The following is a 17,329-nucleotide window of genomic DNA, read 5'->3' on the forward strand; positions in this document are numbered from 1 at the left end:
TAAAACGCACCTAAAATTAAAAGCAGAATGATAATAGTTGCCTTTTACATTGTAAATGTTGTTAACTATATTTTTTTGAGAAAAAAGGTAATTTAGATCAAATAAGTCTTATTTACTAAGATAATTTCACTAAAAATTAGGATGGAGTGATAGATTGGCACCCAAAAAGGTAGTATTGTACTACAATTGAAAATAACCTGTTAACAAGTAAGCCGAACTGATGTGCTTACTTGTTAACGACAGGATTTGCACTATCTAAATGATAGGTTTATTTATTACTGAGCCAAACTGCTTGATATGGGGTTAGCGAAATTGTTTGTGTTTGCTCAGTAATTTGCTCACCGCTAATTAAATCTCGCCATTGCTCGGTACCAATCAAATTTAAGTCGGCAAGCGTAAGCGTTTGCGGCTCGTCACTAATGTTATAAACACAAAACATACTTTGCGAACGGTTGATACTTTGTCGCCAAAAACCAAAGAGCCCTTCGCTTAAATGTAACGTATATTGCGTCGCATTAGGGTGAAATGCACTTTGCGCCTTACGAATAGCCATTAGGTTTTTCATCGCTTTAAACACAGTACGATGATGGGCATTTTCATTACTCAGCTTTGCTAGTAAATCTGACTCTTGCCAGCGGTGACGGTTAATCGCTCGGTTATGTTGGCTATTTTCAAAGCGTTCATAATCATTGGTGGTACCGAGTAAGCTATGAATATACAAACCTGGAATACCTTCAAGCGCAAACATAATGGCATGCGCACATAAAAAGCGCGCAACACCCCATTTATCTGGGCCTTTATGGGTACCTTGCAACGCATCAAATAAGGCAATGTTTAACTCATAAGGGGTATTAGTGCCATCTGGGGCGGTACGTAATGAGACTTTACCGCCATATTTAGCCGTAGTATTGACCATTTCGGCAATTTCACTTTGCTCCAACAAGCCTTCAACGGGGCGCAAGCCAATACCATCATGTGAAGCTATAAAGTTAAAGTATGCCGTCCCTTCTTGAGGAGGTGGCATACTCATCATCCAATGTTTTAATGCGGTACTGTCGCCACTGAGTAAGGTATGTAATAACAGCGGTGGTAATGAAAAGTTGTAAATACAATGCGCTTCGTTGGCATTACCAAAGTACGATAGGTTTTCGCGGTTCGGGATATTTGTTTCTGTGATAATAATCACATTAGGCTCAAAATGCTCAATAAGGGTGCGAAGCAGCCTGATCACTTCGTGTGTCTCAGGCAGGTTAATGCAGCGGGTATTGAGTTTTTTCCATAAAAAAGCCACCGCATCAAGGCGGAATATACGCACACCGTTATCTAAATAATGACGAATAATGCTGACAAATTCATTGAGTACATCTGGGTTAGCAAAATCAAAGTCGACTTGGTCATGACTAAAGGTACACCACACATGTTGCAAACCGTCTTTAGTTTCAACCGCCTGTAAAAGGGGTGATGTTCTCGGGCGAACAACTTGCACAAGGTCATCACTCTGGCTTGCCGTTTTAAAATACCCTTTTCCCGGCTCTTTGCCCTGAATAAAGTTTTCAAACCAAACGCTGCGGCTAGAGCAATGGTTGATCACCAAATCTGCCATCAACCTAACATCCGCTGAAATATCACGGATATGTTGCCAACTACCTAACGCTTCATTCACTTGCACATAATTCATTACCGCGAAGCCTTCATCTGAGCTATATGGGTAAAACGGCAAGATGTGCAGTGCATTAAGTTCAGGTAAGCATTGGTTTTTTACAAAGCGATGTAATGTTTGCAAAGGCGGCTCTTCAGGCTTAGCAACGGCTTCATCCGTATTAGCATGACGAATAATCGAATCACCATAGGCAATTAAAATCATGTCTTGCTCATCCCAACGGTTTTTATGCGGCGTTGGGTCTCGAACAGGATCATCACCTAACATGGTATCGATTAATCTATCTGCGAGTTGTTCAAGCGTTGTTGATAGCTCAACCTCGCCGTAGATGCAGCTTAAATGCTGAATAACCCTTTGTTGCAAAAGCTCTAAAGTCACGTGCCTTCCCCGTTAAATATATTCTTTGTTATCAAGCTCTACGGCTTCTTCTAAGCGAGCAAACACCTCTGGCATTGCCGAAGCTACTCGGTTCCAACTCGGCACAAAGGGTGCTTCCATTGGATTTTCTAAAAAGTGCTGACCTGCATTCATAATATTTTGAGCAAACATTTCAACGGCTTTTTCTTCATGATGAATATCAAGTGTTAAGCCATTCATTAACGCATCGTTGTGATAAGTTTCAATAAAATCGAGTGCAATACGGTAATAGGTTGCCTTTAATGAGCGAATCGTTTCTGTCGTAAAAGTCACCCCTTGGGTAGCCAGCTTCCTAAATAAAGCTTTGGTGATATCAATCGACATTTTCGACAAGCCCGCCGCTTGGTTTTCTAGCGATAAGTCTTGGTGTTTGTGATCATAGTTATCAGCAATATCTACCTGACATAAACGGTTATGCGAGTAATTACGATACATCTCTGATAGCACGCCAATTTCTAAGCCCCAGTCACTTGGAATACGAATATCATTAAGTACATCGCGACGGAATGAAAACTCACCCGCTAGCGGGTAACGAAACGAATCCATATATTCTAAATAATCGTTGCTGCCTAATATTGTTTTGAATGAACGCAATAACGGCGTTACTAGCAAACGTGACACGCGACCATTAATTTTGCCCTCAGCGGTTCGCGGGTAAAACCCTTTACAAAATTCATAGTTAAAACGAGGATGAGCAACAGGGTAAATTAAACGTGCTAATAGCGCTCTGTCGTAAGTCAAAATATCACAGTCATGCAGTGCAATTGACTCTACTTTTGAGGTTGCCAACTTATAGCCCATGCAATACCAAACATTGCGACCTTTACCTAGCTCTCGTGGCGCAACGCCCAATTTTTGTAGTTCTTTATCAAGAGCTTGTAAACGCGGGCCATCATTCCAAAGTACCTTATGAGGCTGATCAAGCTCCGCAAAAAACTGCAGTGCATGGCGATATTGGCTTTCATCAGCGCGATCAAGGCCTATGGTAATTTGCGATAAATAAGGCACATGTTTCAGCTCAGCAATAATATTTTGCAGAGCGGGTCCTTCTAACTCACTGTAAAGCGAAGGCAAAATCAGGCCCATTGGGCGTTGTTTTGAAAAGCCCAACAACTCTTTTTCTAGTTCTTCTACTGGGCGGTCAGCAATATTGTGTAAGGTCGTGATAATGCCATTTTGATAAAAATCAGCCATGAGATTGCTCCTGTTTTGCTGCAAAACGCGCTTTGATGATAGTTAACGCAGAAACTTCTTGAACCCAACCTGCTGGGGCTGGTTTTTCGCTGAGCTGCCATGCTTTTTGTAATATTTGTGATTGTACTTGGCTGCCAGGGTTATTGATTAAAATAGCGGTGTCGGCCGCTTTTAGCATGGCTACATCGTTTTGACTGTCGCCAAGCGCTATCACAGTAAATGGATTGCGATAGGCTTTTTTGAACTGATTTAACAGCCACTTTTGTGCAAGTCCTTTATTGTTACCTTTGGTTAAATGGATAAAACGCCCGCCAACAAGCACTTCGTAGCCTGCTTGGCTCATTGCATCTATCAAGACCTGCTTTTCTTCATCACTGCCCGAAAAACAAACCGGATCTGAGTACTGTCTTTGTAGCGCCAATTCACTTTTATCGACGGGGAGTCCTGTTAACTCGGCTATTTCTTGTGCACTAAATTGGCTAAATAAGCGTACACAATGACTAAATTGGCTCGCATATTGTTTAAGATCTTCATGCAATTTATCGGTACTTTGCGTCATGGCAAAGCGCCAATAACCTTTATATTCATCACAGCCAATCGGCTTTACTTTGAAATAGTCTTTCGGGATATAAACAGCCGCACCATTTTCCACAATAAAGGGCTGGTGATGATCCAAACCTTTTTGAATATCAGTGACTTCAGCAAAGGTTTTGCTGGTGTTAAAAATGACATTGACACCGGTATCATTCAACTTTGCCAAAAATGGTTTGATCACCTCACATTCGTAACTATCGTGATCGAGCAATGTGCCGTCTAAGTCAGTAAAAATAAGTGGCTGAGCAATCTGGTCAGCGAGAAGTTCCATCTTGGTGATATCACGCTCAGTATCGAGCAATAATAACGCATCCACACTGTGCGCAAGAGTGGCTAAATTTTCCCGCGTAATACGTTCAAAATGAGAGATAAAACGCTTTAAACTCACTTCATCAAACGTGCCCTGCCCCTGGCCTTTTTTGGCAATTAGTTTACGCTCTTGCTCTAAGCGCCACGTATACACATCTTCAAATGAAGGCGCTTTTAACATAATGGTGTAATCGGCCATTGCGAATACATTTTGATATTCATTCGCTAAGCAACTATTTACGCAGCGACGCCAAATGCCGTCGGCATCTTCTAGTTGCTCTAATTCATTTACCGGAGTTTGCAGTTGATAAGGCTGCTGAGGAGTACTGGCTACACACCAGCCTTCAAAAAACACGATATCAATCGGCTTTTGATTACTAGACCACTGGTCTTTTGGCACCGGATCATCAGTTAGTTTATCAAATTGAGGTAATGGCACATCTACTTTACCTGCCAACAAAGCTGATAAGGTTTGTTCCATTAATTGCGTATCATGCGTACCCGGTACACCACGACTCGCAAACAAAGGATGAACATCTTTAGCAAGCTCATTGCGTGCATCACGACTTAAATAAAAGTCATCGATTGATAATGACACGCTATTAAATTCGGTATTGCTATTAACCCAGGTCACTAAGAAATCAGCGAGGGTCGTTTTACCTGAGCCTTGGCAGCCGTTAATCGCCACCAGCATAGATTGGCCGGTCATTTTTGCGCTTAAGATATCGTGCGCGAGGGGTATAAAAAACTGCTCACTTAAGTATTGATACTTGAGTGGTAACTGATGCTTCGCTAAAAACGGGGTAATATCCACAACATTTGCCTCTTGCATAATCGCTCCTACCAGTATGACATAGAGATAAATGCAGTTAGTAGACCAGTTTTATAATTCCTTATTTTTTAAATGGTTACAAAAAAAGCGCATATTTAATGCGCTTTTTTGGTGCAATATTCAAGCAGTTTTTAAGTTCTAATCAGCTTGTTGCACTGCTTTGGGGAGAACAGCATTTAAGATAATCCCCAAAATTGCGCATAAGCTCACACCTTGCAAACTAAACTCATCACCACCGATATGCATGCCACCAATACCAAACACTAAAATCAGTGCGATGATAGTCAAGTTGCGAGGCGCGGTAAGATCTTCACCTGATTTAACTAAGGTATTTAAACCAACAACGGCGATAGAGCCAAATAGTAAAATCATGATGCCGCCCATCACAGGAACCGGAATAGTTTGTAAACCCGCGCCCATTTTTGCCACAAACGCCAGCACAATTGCGATGATTGCGGTCCAAAGCATCACGCGAGGGTTGAAGTTACGTGTAAGCATTACCGCCCCCGTTACCTCAGAGTACGTTGTATTCGGTGGACCACCAAAAACCGATGCCGCAGAGGTTGCTAAGCCATCTCCCAGTAAAGTGCGGTGTAAACCCGGTTTCTTTAAATAGTCTTTACCTGTTACTTGGCTAATAGCCATCATGTCGCCAATATGTTCAATTGCTGGCGCAATGGCCACAGGCACCATAAATAAAATAGCCTGCCATTTAAACTCAGGATAAGTAAATGCAGGTACCGCAAACCAGTTTGCTTCGGTGACCGCATTAAATTCAACAATACCTATAAATAACGAAGCAAGGTAACCTGCTACCACACCAGCAAGAATAGGAATAAGTTTAAATACACCTTTACCCCATACCGCAAAAATCAGCGTAACCAGTAATGATAAACCAGACACCCAAATTGCTTGCTCATAAGGAACTAATTGTGCACTGCCATCCCCTGCTTTACCCATTGCCATATTCACAGCGACGGGGGCTAAGGCTAAACCAATCACCATAATCACAGGGCCAACAACCACAGGAGGTAACACTTTATGCAGTGCATTCACGCCTTTAAATTTTACAATTAAGCTAAGCGCAACATAGCAAAAACCTGCCACCATTAAACCGCCCATTGTTGCGGGAATGCCCCACATTTGTACCGAGGCGATAATAGGTGCAATGAAAGCAAAAGACGATGCTAAAAAGATAGGAACTTGGCCTTTAGTAACCACATGAAACAGCAAGGTTCCTAGGCCTGCGGTAAATAAAGCCACATTGGGATCAAGGCCTGTTAGTAACGGCACAAGTACCAGTGCGACAAACAGCATTTGCGCGCCAGTTAGAATAGTTTTTAACGAAAATGTTTGATGATTTTCCACGTGAGCGCCTTACACTGTGCCAAAAATCTTGTCACCGGCATCTCCTAAGCCTGGAATGATATATCCTTTTTCGTTTAAGTGACTGTCTAAAGAAGCTGTGAAAATTTCAACATCTGGGTGGGCTGCAAGGGTTTTTTCTACGCCCTCTGGTGCTGCCACTAATACAATCACTTTAATATCTTTACAACCTGCTTTTTTAAGCATGTCGATAGTTGCAATCATTGAACCACCGGTTGCAAGCATTGGGTCAATAACAAGGCTTAAGCGCTCATCAATTTTACCAACCAGTTTTTCAAAATAAGGCACTGGCTCCAATGTTTCTTCGTTACGCTGAAGACCAACAACACTTACTTTTGCAGCAGGTAATAACTGCATTACGCCATCCATCATACCAAGGCCGGCACGAAGAATAGGCACAACAGTAATTTTTTTACCTTTGATATGTTCTACATCTAATGTTGAACCATCCCACCCTGTGATTTGAACACTTTCTAATGGGAGGTTTTTTGTTGCTTCGTAAGTAAGCAAAGTACCTACTTCAGACGACAGCTCACGAAAACTCTTAGTACTAATACCTTCTGCACGCATAAGGCCAAGTTTGTGTTGAACTAACGGATGAGTAATTACATGGATAGACATAAGTAGAACCTAAATGAGATAAATTACGCCTATTTTAGCGCAAAATAGTCTTCTCGACTGCAAAAAATGCATGTTCACCGCATTAATTCTTTGAATTGGTCTAAAATAATACTAACAGTTGCAAATATTAATTTTTTTGCAACAACACGCACCGGCAATATTTAACATTTTATTTATTTTGGGCCTGCAGTAATGAAAACGTTTATCTTCACCTCGATACTACTTTTGTGTATTTGCCTACCGGTCCACAGTGAAACTCTCGATATTCAAGTTATGGCAGACTTTGTTCCCCAAGATGGCGGTAACCCTGAAAATGAGGCCACCACGTTTTTGCTGGCTGCCGCAGCTGAATTAGGCGATGAAATCAGCCTGCATTTTATACCTGCAAGCCGCTTAAGAGAGTGGCAGCAATTAAGCAAAATGAACAATGTTTGCTTGTACAATAAATTAAAAACCCCAGAGCGTGAAGCTCATTCTGTGTTTAGTCAGTACCCTCTGATGGCATTTCCTTCAAATAAACTGGTGGTATTTAATAAGCCCACCATTCCAGACGCTATTACCCTACTACAAGCTATCTATTACTATGACTTAACAATTGGCGTCACCAAAGGCCGTTCATACTCAGAAGAGATTGATAAGTTTGTCCGTTTAAATGATGAGCACTTTTTTATACTCGATGGGGCAACAAATGCACCAAGGCTCGGACAAATGTTATTTCAAAATAAAATTGATGCCGTTTTAGAATACCAAACTGTATTTAGCAACCGTTATAAACGAGCTCCGGGACTGAGTAGTATTCGTTATATCAGCCTTAAACCAGAAAAAGCCGCGGTGTTTGGTTATATTGCATGCTCACCAACAGAGGTCGGAAAACAAGCAATTGCGCTGTTCGACAAAGCGCTTAAAACAGAAAAGGTACGCACTTTAGTTAGTGAGCGCCTAATGGCGCTATTTCATGAAGGTGAAAACACACAAATTGTAAATGCCTTCAATGCAGCGTTTGAGCACTAAGCTGATAAAATCTGCTCCATAACCCAACTTGTGTGTAGTGCGCTCTCACCGGTTGATGGGTGTGGTTGCTGAGCATGAAAATAGTTCGCCATATTTTCAACATGATATTGTTGAATATGCGCAGGGTTATCAATTACGAGCTGTTGTTTGCCCTGTGCGTTGTTAAGCACAATCGGCTTTTCATCAAACACACTAAAGCTAAGCTCGCCTTCACTGCCGTAAATCATCACATCATCAAAACGGTTTGCTGAAGCAAAGTTCCAGCTCCCGGTGCCTGTAACACCAGATTGATGCTGCCAGTGCCCAGTAATAGCATCGAATGCTGAATATAAGCCTTGTTGATTAGCACATAAACCATGCACCTTACTAAAGTCACCTAAAAGGTAGGCAAGTAAATCAAGACCATGGCTGGCTAAATCGTCAAAGTAACCTCCTCGTGCCACGTTTTGCTCTGTACGCCAGTTGTACTCACCCGATAAATCAAGGGCGTTAGGAGCTTTACTTAAATGCCAACTAACATGACGAGGCTTACCAATGGCACCTTGCTCAAGTAATTGTTTAACGTGATTAAAGCGTGGTAATGAACGGCGATAATAAGCCACAAATAACGGCTGTTTAGCCTCTTTAAACGCTGCGACAATGTCAAGGCTGTCTTGATAACTTGGCGCCAGTGGCTTTTCAATACAACATGGTTTACCTGCCGCAGCAACCTCAAGAGCATACGCTTTATGGCTATCTGGCGGCGTGGCAATATACACTGCATCAACACTGGTATCGTTAATGAGTTCGCTTGGCGATGCGAACACCTTTGCGACATTATGGCGTTTAGCGTAATCATGGGCTTTTTCTAGGTCGCGGCGTGTCACCCCAATAAGCGCAATACCTTCTGCTTGTTGATAAGCAGGGCCGCTTTTCACTTCGGTTACAGCACCACAGCCAATAATGGCAAATCGCATTGGCTTATTCATTGCTAATCCTTTATTTTTAAGTACGTTACAAATTGCTGCTGCATGTAGCCGTTTATTTTTGCATGTTCAGGGCACCAACCTGCTAAAAAACGATAAAAATCGCTCCATGCGTAACACCAAAGCGCTCGCCAACTGCTAACAACATGCGCTGGGTTTACATTCGGTTGATAACGTTTTAGTGCCTGTGTGAGGGTGTCAAAATAGCGATTTAAATAGTCATCGGCAACTGATTTTAATGCCATATCATCTAAGCAACTGCCTAAAAAATACATCACATCAATCACCCCAACTCCCTTGCCAACATATTGAAAATCATAGCCAAGAACATGCTGGTTTTTTGGCGCAATCGCAAAATTGGCAAGCTTAGCATCACCATGAATTAATGTTTGGTAAGGTGACTCATTCAACACAGTATCAATAGCGTGTGCCTGCGCTTTTAAGCTTAAATCGCTCATACGCTTTAGCTCATCGGGCCGCGTTGCTAAATGCCAATAACTACCTCGCGGCCAAAGGCCATCGGCAGAGCTTGCTAAATGAAAAGCATGAAAGTGTGCAAGCCAGTTTATAATTGCTTCAATGTCGTTGTGTCTAGCACTTGCTTGCTGGTAGCCAAGCGCACTGAAGTCACTAAATAACAGCGCTTGCTTACTGCCCTCTTGTATTGCATCAATACAGTGGATAGCCGCAGCTTCATGGGGTAGTTGCTTAGCGTAATGCCGATACCAATTAAATTCGACTAAGTAAGATTGGCGCTTTCTGGCAAGCGCAAAATCACTTTGTTTTATACGACTATGATTGATCTGGCTAGGCACTTCAATCGCTTTAATTACCCTAGCAGCACCATTCATTTGGCAACGAATAATCTCACCGCATCCACTCCATACTGATGCAGCTTGCTGTAGCTCTGTAATATTTGAAAAGTGACAAGTAACAAATTGCCTAAGATCCATAACGCTCTGTAATTTATATAAACCGATGGCAATGGTAGGTGATATTGATTTGTTGTACAACGGCCTATAGGCAATAAAAAACCCGTGCTAAGCACGGGTTTTCGAAGATAAAGTCCTAATACTGCTCAGGACTTGCATTGTTGAATTACTCGTTTACCACACTCTTAAATGGGTTTACTGGCTTTGCATTGTCATCTAGTAAGTTCATATCAAAGTCAAACTCATCAACACGAATCGCTTTTTCACGTTTCTTGTTGTAATCAATTAGTTTTGCATACTCTTCTTCGTTGATAACACTTGCAACAAGTGCATTATCTAGCGTTTCTGCAAAACGAACGCCCGGCTTAATAGTTTTAGCACGCAGTGCTTTTTTAACTTTCTTAAGTAAGTCAAGGCACGCCATTTTCGCTTTGTACGCTTGCTCATTGATGTAATGACCATCACCTTCAATTGGGTTGACCAAGTGAGTGATTTGCGCTTTAAATGCGGTATCCATTTGCGCTTGAGTCGCAAGTTCACGAATTAAATCATCACTGATCTTAGGCATCTTCATTGAATAGTTCATCGTAATGAAACGCATAAACTTACGAGTACCACTTGCAGGGAAGTTATCTAAGAACTTATGCAATGCTTCTTCAGCGCTTTGTAGTGCAAAGCGAGTCGCATAGTGGAAGTAAGGCGCAGCTTGCTCACGTTCACTGCTTGCTACTTTTTGCTCGTAGTATTTAATTGATGCCATCGCCGCATACAAGAAACTCATTACGTCGCCTAAACGTGCAGATAACATTTCTGCTTGCTTAAGTTTGCCGCCCAGTACCAATAACGAGAAGTCAGCGTAAACTGCAAGTTTTGCAGATAGTTTGTGCGCTGCTTTTTCGTAAGCACGTACTTCTGGTAGTGATGATTTAGCACCCGCAGTAAACGGTAATACACCTAAACGGAAAGCACGTAAGCTGTTAGCTACGCTGTAACCCACTGTTTTGCGTAAAATGCTGTTGAATTCTTTATCTGCACTTTTGTCTTCGCTGTGGATAGACTCAACCATAGATTGCAGGTAAGGGTGACAACGCATTACACCTTGACCAAAAATCATTAGGTTACGAGTAAGAATGTTTGCACCTTCAACCGTGATTGCGATTGGTTGTGCAACATAACCACTTGCTAATGTATTTTGCGGACCATTTTGAATCGCTTTACCTGCTTGAATATCCATTGCTGAATCAAGCACGTTACGACCAATTTCTGTCATATGGTATTTAGCAATTGCAGTGACTACAGATGGTTTTAAGCCCATGCCTAAACCTTCTGTTGTTAATACACGCATCGCTTCTTGAAGGTAAGTTTTACCCGCAATATCAGCTAGCTTTTCTTGGATGCCTTCGAATTGACCAATCGCAAGACCAAACTGCTCACGTACTGCTGCGTACTCTGAAGCACCTTTAAATGCTACTTGTGATGAACTAACACCAAGCGCCGGTAACGAAATACCACGACCTGCACCTAAACAGCTAACCAGCATTTGCCAGCCACGACCGATGTTCTTTTGACCACCAATGATGAAGTCCATTGGTACAAATACTTTTTCACCGCGTGTCGTACCATTATAAAAACGGATACCCATAGGATCATGACGATTACCAAGTTCAACACCTGGGTGATCTTTAGGAATAAGCGCACAGGTAATACCTAGGTTTTCTTTGCCACCTAGTAAACCATCAGGGTCAACAACTTTAAATGCTAAACCTAACACTGTCGCAATTGGCGCAAGTGTGATGTAACGTTTGTCCCAGGTAATTTCTAAACCTAACACTTCTTCGCCATTGAACTGACCACGTTTAACAACACCAATATCTGGAATGCCACCAGCATCCGAACCCGCTTCTGGGCTAGTTAGTGCGAAACAAGGAATATCACGACCATTTGCAAGACGTGGTAAGTAGTGATCTTGTTGCTCTTTTGTACCAAAGTGAAGCAATAACTCACCTGGGCCTAATGAGTTAGGAACCATCACAGTTACCGCAACCGCAGAACTCTTCGTCGCGATAGTCGCAACGATTGTAGAGTTTGCATAAGGGCTGAATTCTAAACCGCCGAATGATTTAGGAATGATAAGCGAGAAAAAACGCTCTTTTTTCAAGAAATCAAGAATGTAGTCAGGAAGATGAACACCGTTTTGAATTTCAGAATCATCAATCATTGATAATAATTCTTTCACTGGGCCATCTAAGAATGCTTGCTCTTCAGCGCTCAGCTTAGCTGCTGGAACGTCACGAAGTGCATCGAAGTCAGGTTTACCTTGGTAGATTGAACCTTCTAACCAAACATCACCCGCATCTAACGCTTCTTGTTCTGTAATTGAAATACTAGGTAATACTTTTTTTAATTTTGTACGTAAGCTCATAATAAACTCATCCGACCAGATAGTAATACCTACATTACGTCATAAAACGAGCAATAGATCAATTGGTCCAACCAGTTTTTTTAACATTTTTTTATATTTATTTTTTCTTTGCACGCTAAGCACTTGAATACAATGGGTTTACACGTGTACGCTCAAACGCCTTTTTTTATACCGAAATGGTTAACAACTAAAGGCTGAAAACAAAAAGCCCAACTAAAAAGTTGGGCTTAGGTATAAATACTGAAGGAATGGCTTATAGCTCATCTTCGATAGGGAATAACGAAATAAACCACACTTGAAAGCGTCGCCACGAAGACGTTTGTGGTTCCTCATCAAACTGCTCATTACTCACGGTATCGAGCCAAACTAAGTCATTATCTTTAAGCTCGACTTTCCAGGCATATTCAGGCATTTGCGTATCAACCCAGTGGGCCAAAAAGCGGCTAAGTTTTTCGCTTTCAATTAATACGCCCATCTCGGTATTTAAATCAAGCGAGCGAGGGTCGAGGTTCATGGTGCCCACAAAAATCTTTTCATCATCAAAGGTCATGGTTTTTGCGTGTAAACTTGCTTGTGATGACCCGGTTACTTTACGCCCTGCTTTGCGCTTAATGGCCATTAAGTCACTGGGTTTTAACTCCCATAGCTTAACCCCACCCTTTATAAGATCTTCTCGGTACTTTTTATAACCAGCATGCACCGCAGATACATCGGTAGCAGCTAAAGAATTAGTCAGTACAGTGACATCAACGCCCTGCTTTGCCCAATTGGTTAGTAATTTAACGCCCTGCTCACGAGGAATAAAATACGGCGACACAATAATTGCTTTTTGTTTCGGCTCGCCCATTTCTTTAAACAACATTGGCGACATATTGGCCGATTTTTCACTGACGTCGTTCATCACCTTATCGGGGTGATCATAAAACAACACAGACTTTTGCCAATCGAATTCTATTTCATCGTGCAACAAGCGTTTTACAAAGGCGCTTTCGCGTAACTGCTCAACGTAATTACTCTGCTGATTTTGCTCAACATAGGTCGATAAGGTGTTAGTGATATCAATAAGTGATTGCTCATCACGTTCACCGTGCAAGTCTTCAACAGGGTAAGACAGCTGATGATTCCAATATAAATCAAATGCTTTTGATGCCTCTGGCACAATCTCGCCAACACTCATCACATCTAAATCAATAAATTCAGAATGATCTTCAGCCGAGAAATACGCATTACCTATGTTGCGCCCACCGGTGATAAAAATCCGATTATCAACAATAAAGCTCTTGTTATGCATACGTCTTGAAAGCTGGCTAAAGTTGGTAACAAAACCGAGCGCTCTAAAACGACGGTTAGGAAATGGATTAAATAATCGAACTTCAATATTAGGGTGAACAGCCAGTGCAGCTAAATCAAGCTCACTGTCGGCTTGCGATAAGTCATCAAGCAACAAGCGAATTCTTACCCCCCTATCTGCGGCTTTTAATAAAAAGGCCGTAAATAAAATGGTGGTTTGCTGCCTGTGGTATAAATAGTACTGCACATCAATGGTGTGCTCTGCAGAATCAATGAGTGCCAACCTAGCTACAAAGGCATCGACCCCATCTGCTAAAGGATAAAACCCTGATAACCCAGGATGATTATTACCCACTGCATCTCCTATGGTACTGGGTGTATCCGCTGCAATGGCATAGCTTGGTTGAATTGACTCTCGTGAAGGTAACTGCGCACAACCCGCGGTGATTAAAATGAGTACTGCACAAAAAAGTGATTTTGAAGAGTCTATTATCATGGCTTCCTACCAATGACCGTGTGATACACGTATCTGCTTTGTTATAACCCTAATAAATGAAGGGGTTAAAAGCAAATAAAAACTCGTAAGTATGGGGGTAAATTAGAAGAATTAAACAAAGGAAAAATAGTTAAGCAAACATGCTTAAGAGCAAGTAATTACGCTACTTGCTCAGTGATATCTGCAATTTCGATCAGTTTGCGATTAAGAATTTTTTTACAACAACCACAACACTTGCCACACTGGCTACCCACTTGCAGTTCTTTTGATAAATCGCGCATCGTCATAGCGCCATCATCAATTGTTTGTTCGATTTTTTTATCAGTCACACCATGACATAAACAGATATACATGAATGCAAACCACTCTCATTTCTCTTGATGGTCTGCATATTAATCTAAACGGTAATAGTTCGCAATAGTGTTATAGGCAATATTTGCATAACTTTTATACCAAAATCTCATAATTAGCACACAGCTAAAAATTTTCCCTTATGATTTGGGCAGTTAGTTAAAGGCGAGCAAAGAAAAAATTTCTAACTTTTTTGAGGGGTGGTTTGGAGTTGAAAGAAGGGCTTACACACAAATACAACCCTTACCTTCTAAATTGATATAAAAGTAACTTTAATGAACCCACATATTATTGACTGCGGGAACATCTTAAGTACTACCCCCAAATAATGTGGTACTACATCCAGAACCATGAAATCCCACACGTTTGCCTGACGCATAAGCAAATAAAGCGAGTGATAACATTTCATCTTTTGCCGTTGCTGTAGGTGGAATGTATACCCTAAAAGTAGCTGTACAATTATCTAGATTATCCAAATCACCAGCGATGTAAATTGATATTGCACCACTTTCATGAACAAACACTCTTTCAATTAAAACGCCCTGACCGTTTAATGCCGTAATGTACTTTGCTTCTGCTGAGCATACAGTTAATAAAAGCGCTAAACATAATAATAAATTTCTTTATTAAAATATCCTTTTCTATTAAAACCACTATTTACAAGTTAAAAACTTCTTAAACTTAAATATATTTATCTGATAATTTATATTTAGTCTTTAACCTCGAGATACACTCACTCGGTTTAAAGGCAAAGTCACTACTCTGGTTTTTTATCGTTACATAATACGCAATGAAATCACATGAAACTAAAACAGCAGCTAAATCTTCATCATTCTTGAGCGATAAAGTTAACCTCGCCGTGGGTTTATAAATGTAAGGTAAATTTAAGTCTATTTTTACAGTTTCTATTGTAAGCAGTATCTCGTTAGCAATAGCAAATTCCGCTTGATTATTCATGGCAATTACGCTTGCTCGCAACATTGCAAAATCAAGGGCTTGAGTTGAACTTATATCGCCATTGCCTTGGTACGTAACGCGGTACTCACCATTAGCCAACACTTTATCGCTATAACCACCACGAAGGCCATCAGGTTGATATGAAACTGTATTACAGCCTGTTAAAAGCAAGCTAGAATGAATCACTAAACCAAGGGTTAAGCAATGAAATAATCGTATCATATACTAAATACTGCCCCTTAGTTTCCTAACTTTGGTCACATATCCCGACGTATACAAAACGTTAAATAAATCACTCTTGTATGCCACTAACAGGGTTAAACTCTTGCAGCAATGTAAAATCAGCATCATCTGTATGGGTTGAGTGACTAAATAACAGTTTACGTAACTTAATTTGTAGCTCTCGTTGTTCACCTTGATCACTATTGAACTCTGTGTCATACGCCTTTAAATGCACTACGCCATTAGCTAATTCATTCACTTCTAACCAAGGCACACCGTTTAAAGCAGACTTTTCAAGATTAACCGCTTTAAAAAATGCATCCCCTAGCCACATTTGCGCGGCTACCCCTTCTATATAACCGTGTTTAAATCGCCAATGACCTGGATTTACTCGGGTATCAATAATTGTTTCATCTAATGGCGGTGGCAGCCCATTGCCTATTTTAGGTAAATGCTCATGAGGCCAACCGCTTAACTCATAACCCCATACTGAATCATCATTTTGTTTCGCGTCATAATCTTGGTCCATCAAACGCGCCATTAAGAAATTAGGATGATTTAACAATGGCTCCCACCAAGAGTTTCGGGCCTCAATTAAGTTATCAAAACCCGTAATGATTAATTGATCTATGTGCCAATCAAAAAGGTGTCCAAAATTAATATAATGCGTTGCCTGTATATTTATATCTGGGCTCGGATGCGTAATTGAAAAAATATCAGAATTTTTAATATCTTTTGCTTTGCTTTTAATAAAGTTTTCAACTTTTATGGTTGTGCCTTTGTTGATATTAACTAACTTAGTTAACTGCTCATGCTGAATGAGGCCGTTGCTTAAATCAGCCAACTCCCAAAGCGCTAACGCTTTGGGAAAGCTCTGGGGCAAAAAGTTGATATTTAAATATAAACTCATTGACCTGTGTACTCCTTAATCACTATTTTGATACCTGCATCACTTGCGTACTCTTTAAGTATTCCTGTAGCAGCAAGGCCCCCGGGTTGTACCCGAACGTCTAAAGTTCTGTTAGCTAATGGAACTTCATTTCCGCTGCTACCTTTAATGCTTCTTCGTGCTAAATCATCAATATGGTCTGTTGTGCGGTTATACCAACTCGCACCATTGGTATTAATCGATTTTAAAACTTCATTCTCCATTCAGAAATCGTGAGCTCATAAACCTTTTATTTCAACCGACTCTACCAACGAGCTTAAAAACACTCAAACAACAAATTCTGTCTCGATTCATTTAATTAATAACAAACACCCGCCACGTAAATACACTTCATTAAGGGCAACTGAAACAAGTACCGTGTTCATACAAATCAAGTAAGCTGTGTCACTTAAAAACAGCAGAGCTAGCTATTTGAGCCAGCGCCACTAGGTAGTAGCACCGACATAAATTGCACAGTCTGCTGTTAGCAAATGTGCAGTTCTACTGGGATTAACAGCGCATTTGATAGCTTTTTATTGAGAAAGAAGGCCGAGGCGCCAATACTGTTTATTTACTTAAACTTTCATTTATCACCTTAAGCATATCTGAACTTATTGGTAAAAAAATTCCAATAAAAAAATATGTACAACAAAAGGTTAGTGCATCATTCTTTCTGTAATTTCGCCTGAGCTGGAAAAGGTGCAGGTCAAAGTTTATCCTTTTGATTTACCGACCAAAGTAA

The 17,329-nt window shown here is 40.9% G+C and carries 14 protein-coding genes; 1 reads left to right on the forward strand and 13 read right to left on the reverse strand.

What is annotated here, in order from left to right; translation table 11 throughout:
* Positions 1–268 precede the first annotated feature (268 nt).
* The 5 genes from AN394_RS07110 to upp form a co-directional block, all read right to left on the reverse strand.
* The gene (locus AN394_RS07110; protein WP_055021102.1) at positions 269–2,038 is read right to left on the reverse strand and encodes a sugar phosphorylase; all 1,770 of its coding nucleotides are present in this window, start codon (positions 2,036–2,038) and stop codon (positions 269–271) included.
* A gap of 12 nt (positions 2,039–2,050) precedes the next feature.
* Entirely contained in the window at positions 2,051–3,271 is a 1,221-nt protein-coding gene (locus AN394_RS07115; protein WP_054562434.1) for a hypothetical protein, read from the reverse strand.
* Positions 3,264–5,006 (reverse strand): HAD-IIB family hydrolase, encoded by a 1,743-nt coding sequence (locus AN394_RS07120; protein WP_055021103.1) that lies wholly within the window; start codon positions 5,004–5,006, stop codon positions 3,264–3,266. Before AN394_RS07120 ends, AN394_RS07115 begins: the two co-directional genes overlap by 8 nt.
* A 138-nt stretch (positions 5,007–5,144) precedes the next feature.
* A complete protein-coding gene (locus AN394_RS07125; RefSeq protein ID WP_055021104.1) occupies positions 5,145–6,374 on the reverse strand; it encodes a uracil-xanthine permease family protein in 1,230 nt (409 codons plus the stop codon).
* Between the two features lie 9 nt (positions 6,375–6,383).
* Positions 6,384–7,013 carry a uracil phosphoribosyltransferase gene (upp, locus tag AN394_RS07130; RefSeq protein WP_054562437.1) on the reverse strand — a complete coding sequence of 210 codons (630 nt, stop codon included), beginning with the start codon at positions 7,011–7,013 and terminating at the stop codon, positions 6,384–6,386.
* Positions 7,014–7,205: 192 nt separating this feature from the next.
* Here upp and AN394_RS07135 point away from each other — a divergent pair, with 192 nt between their 5' ends.
* Entirely contained in the window at positions 7,206–8,024 is an 819-nt protein-coding gene (locus tag AN394_RS07135; RefSeq protein ID WP_152968919.1) for a hypothetical protein, read from the forward strand.
* Here AN394_RS07135 and AN394_RS07140 read toward each other — a convergent pair.
* The 8 genes from AN394_RS07140 to AN394_RS07175 form a co-directional block, all read right to left on the reverse strand.
* Positions 8,021–8,992 carry a Gfo/Idh/MocA family protein gene (locus tag AN394_RS07140; RefSeq protein ID WP_055021106.1) on the reverse strand — a complete coding sequence of 324 codons (972 nt, stop codon included), beginning with the start codon at positions 8,990–8,992 and terminating at the stop codon, positions 8,021–8,023. The genes AN394_RS07135 and AN394_RS07140 overlap by 4 nt on opposite strands.
* Before the next feature lie 2 nt (positions 8,993–8,994).
* A complete protein-coding gene (locus tag AN394_RS07145) occupies positions 8,995–9,942 on the reverse strand; it encodes a phosphotransferase (protein ID WP_055021107.1) in 948 nt (315 codons plus the stop codon).
* 145 nt (positions 9,943–10,087) lie between these two features.
* Positions 10,088–12,343 (reverse strand): acyl-CoA dehydrogenase, encoded by a 2,256-nt coding sequence (locus tag AN394_RS07150; RefSeq protein ID WP_055021108.1) that lies wholly within the window; start codon positions 12,341–12,343, stop codon positions 10,088–10,090.
* Positions 12,344–12,596: 253 nt separating this feature from the next.
* Entirely contained in the window at positions 12,597–14,129 is a 1,533-nt protein-coding gene (locus AN394_RS07155) for a phospholipase D family protein (RefSeq protein WP_055021109.1), read from the reverse strand.
* A gap of 158 nt (positions 14,130–14,287) precedes the next feature.
* A complete protein-coding gene (locus tag AN394_RS07160) occupies positions 14,288–14,482 on the reverse strand; it encodes a (2Fe-2S)-binding protein (protein WP_054554573.1) in 195 nt (64 codons plus the stop codon).
* A 679-nt stretch (positions 14,483–15,161) separates the two neighbouring features.
* Positions 15,162–15,659, reverse strand: a complete 498-nt coding sequence (locus AN394_RS07165; protein WP_055021110.1) for a CC0125/CC1285 family lipoprotein — start codon at positions 15,657–15,659, stop codon at positions 15,162–15,164.
* Between the two features lie 70 nt (positions 15,660–15,729).
* Complete coding sequence (locus AN394_RS07170) at positions 15,730–16,569, reverse strand: hypothetical protein (protein ID WP_055021111.1); 840 nt, start codon at positions 16,567–16,569, stop codon at positions 15,730–15,732.
* A complete protein-coding gene (locus AN394_RS07175; protein WP_055021112.1) occupies positions 16,566–16,811 on the reverse strand; it encodes a hypothetical protein in 246 nt (81 codons plus the stop codon). The genes AN394_RS07170 and AN394_RS07175 overlap by 4 nt, the downstream gene beginning before the upstream one ends.
* Between the last annotated feature and the right edge of the window lie 518 nt (positions 16,812–17,329).

Source organism: Pseudoalteromonas sp. P1-26 (assembly GCF_001401795.1).
Taxonomy (GTDB): Bacteria; Pseudomonadota; Gammaproteobacteria; order Enterobacterales; family Alteromonadaceae; genus Pseudoalteromonas.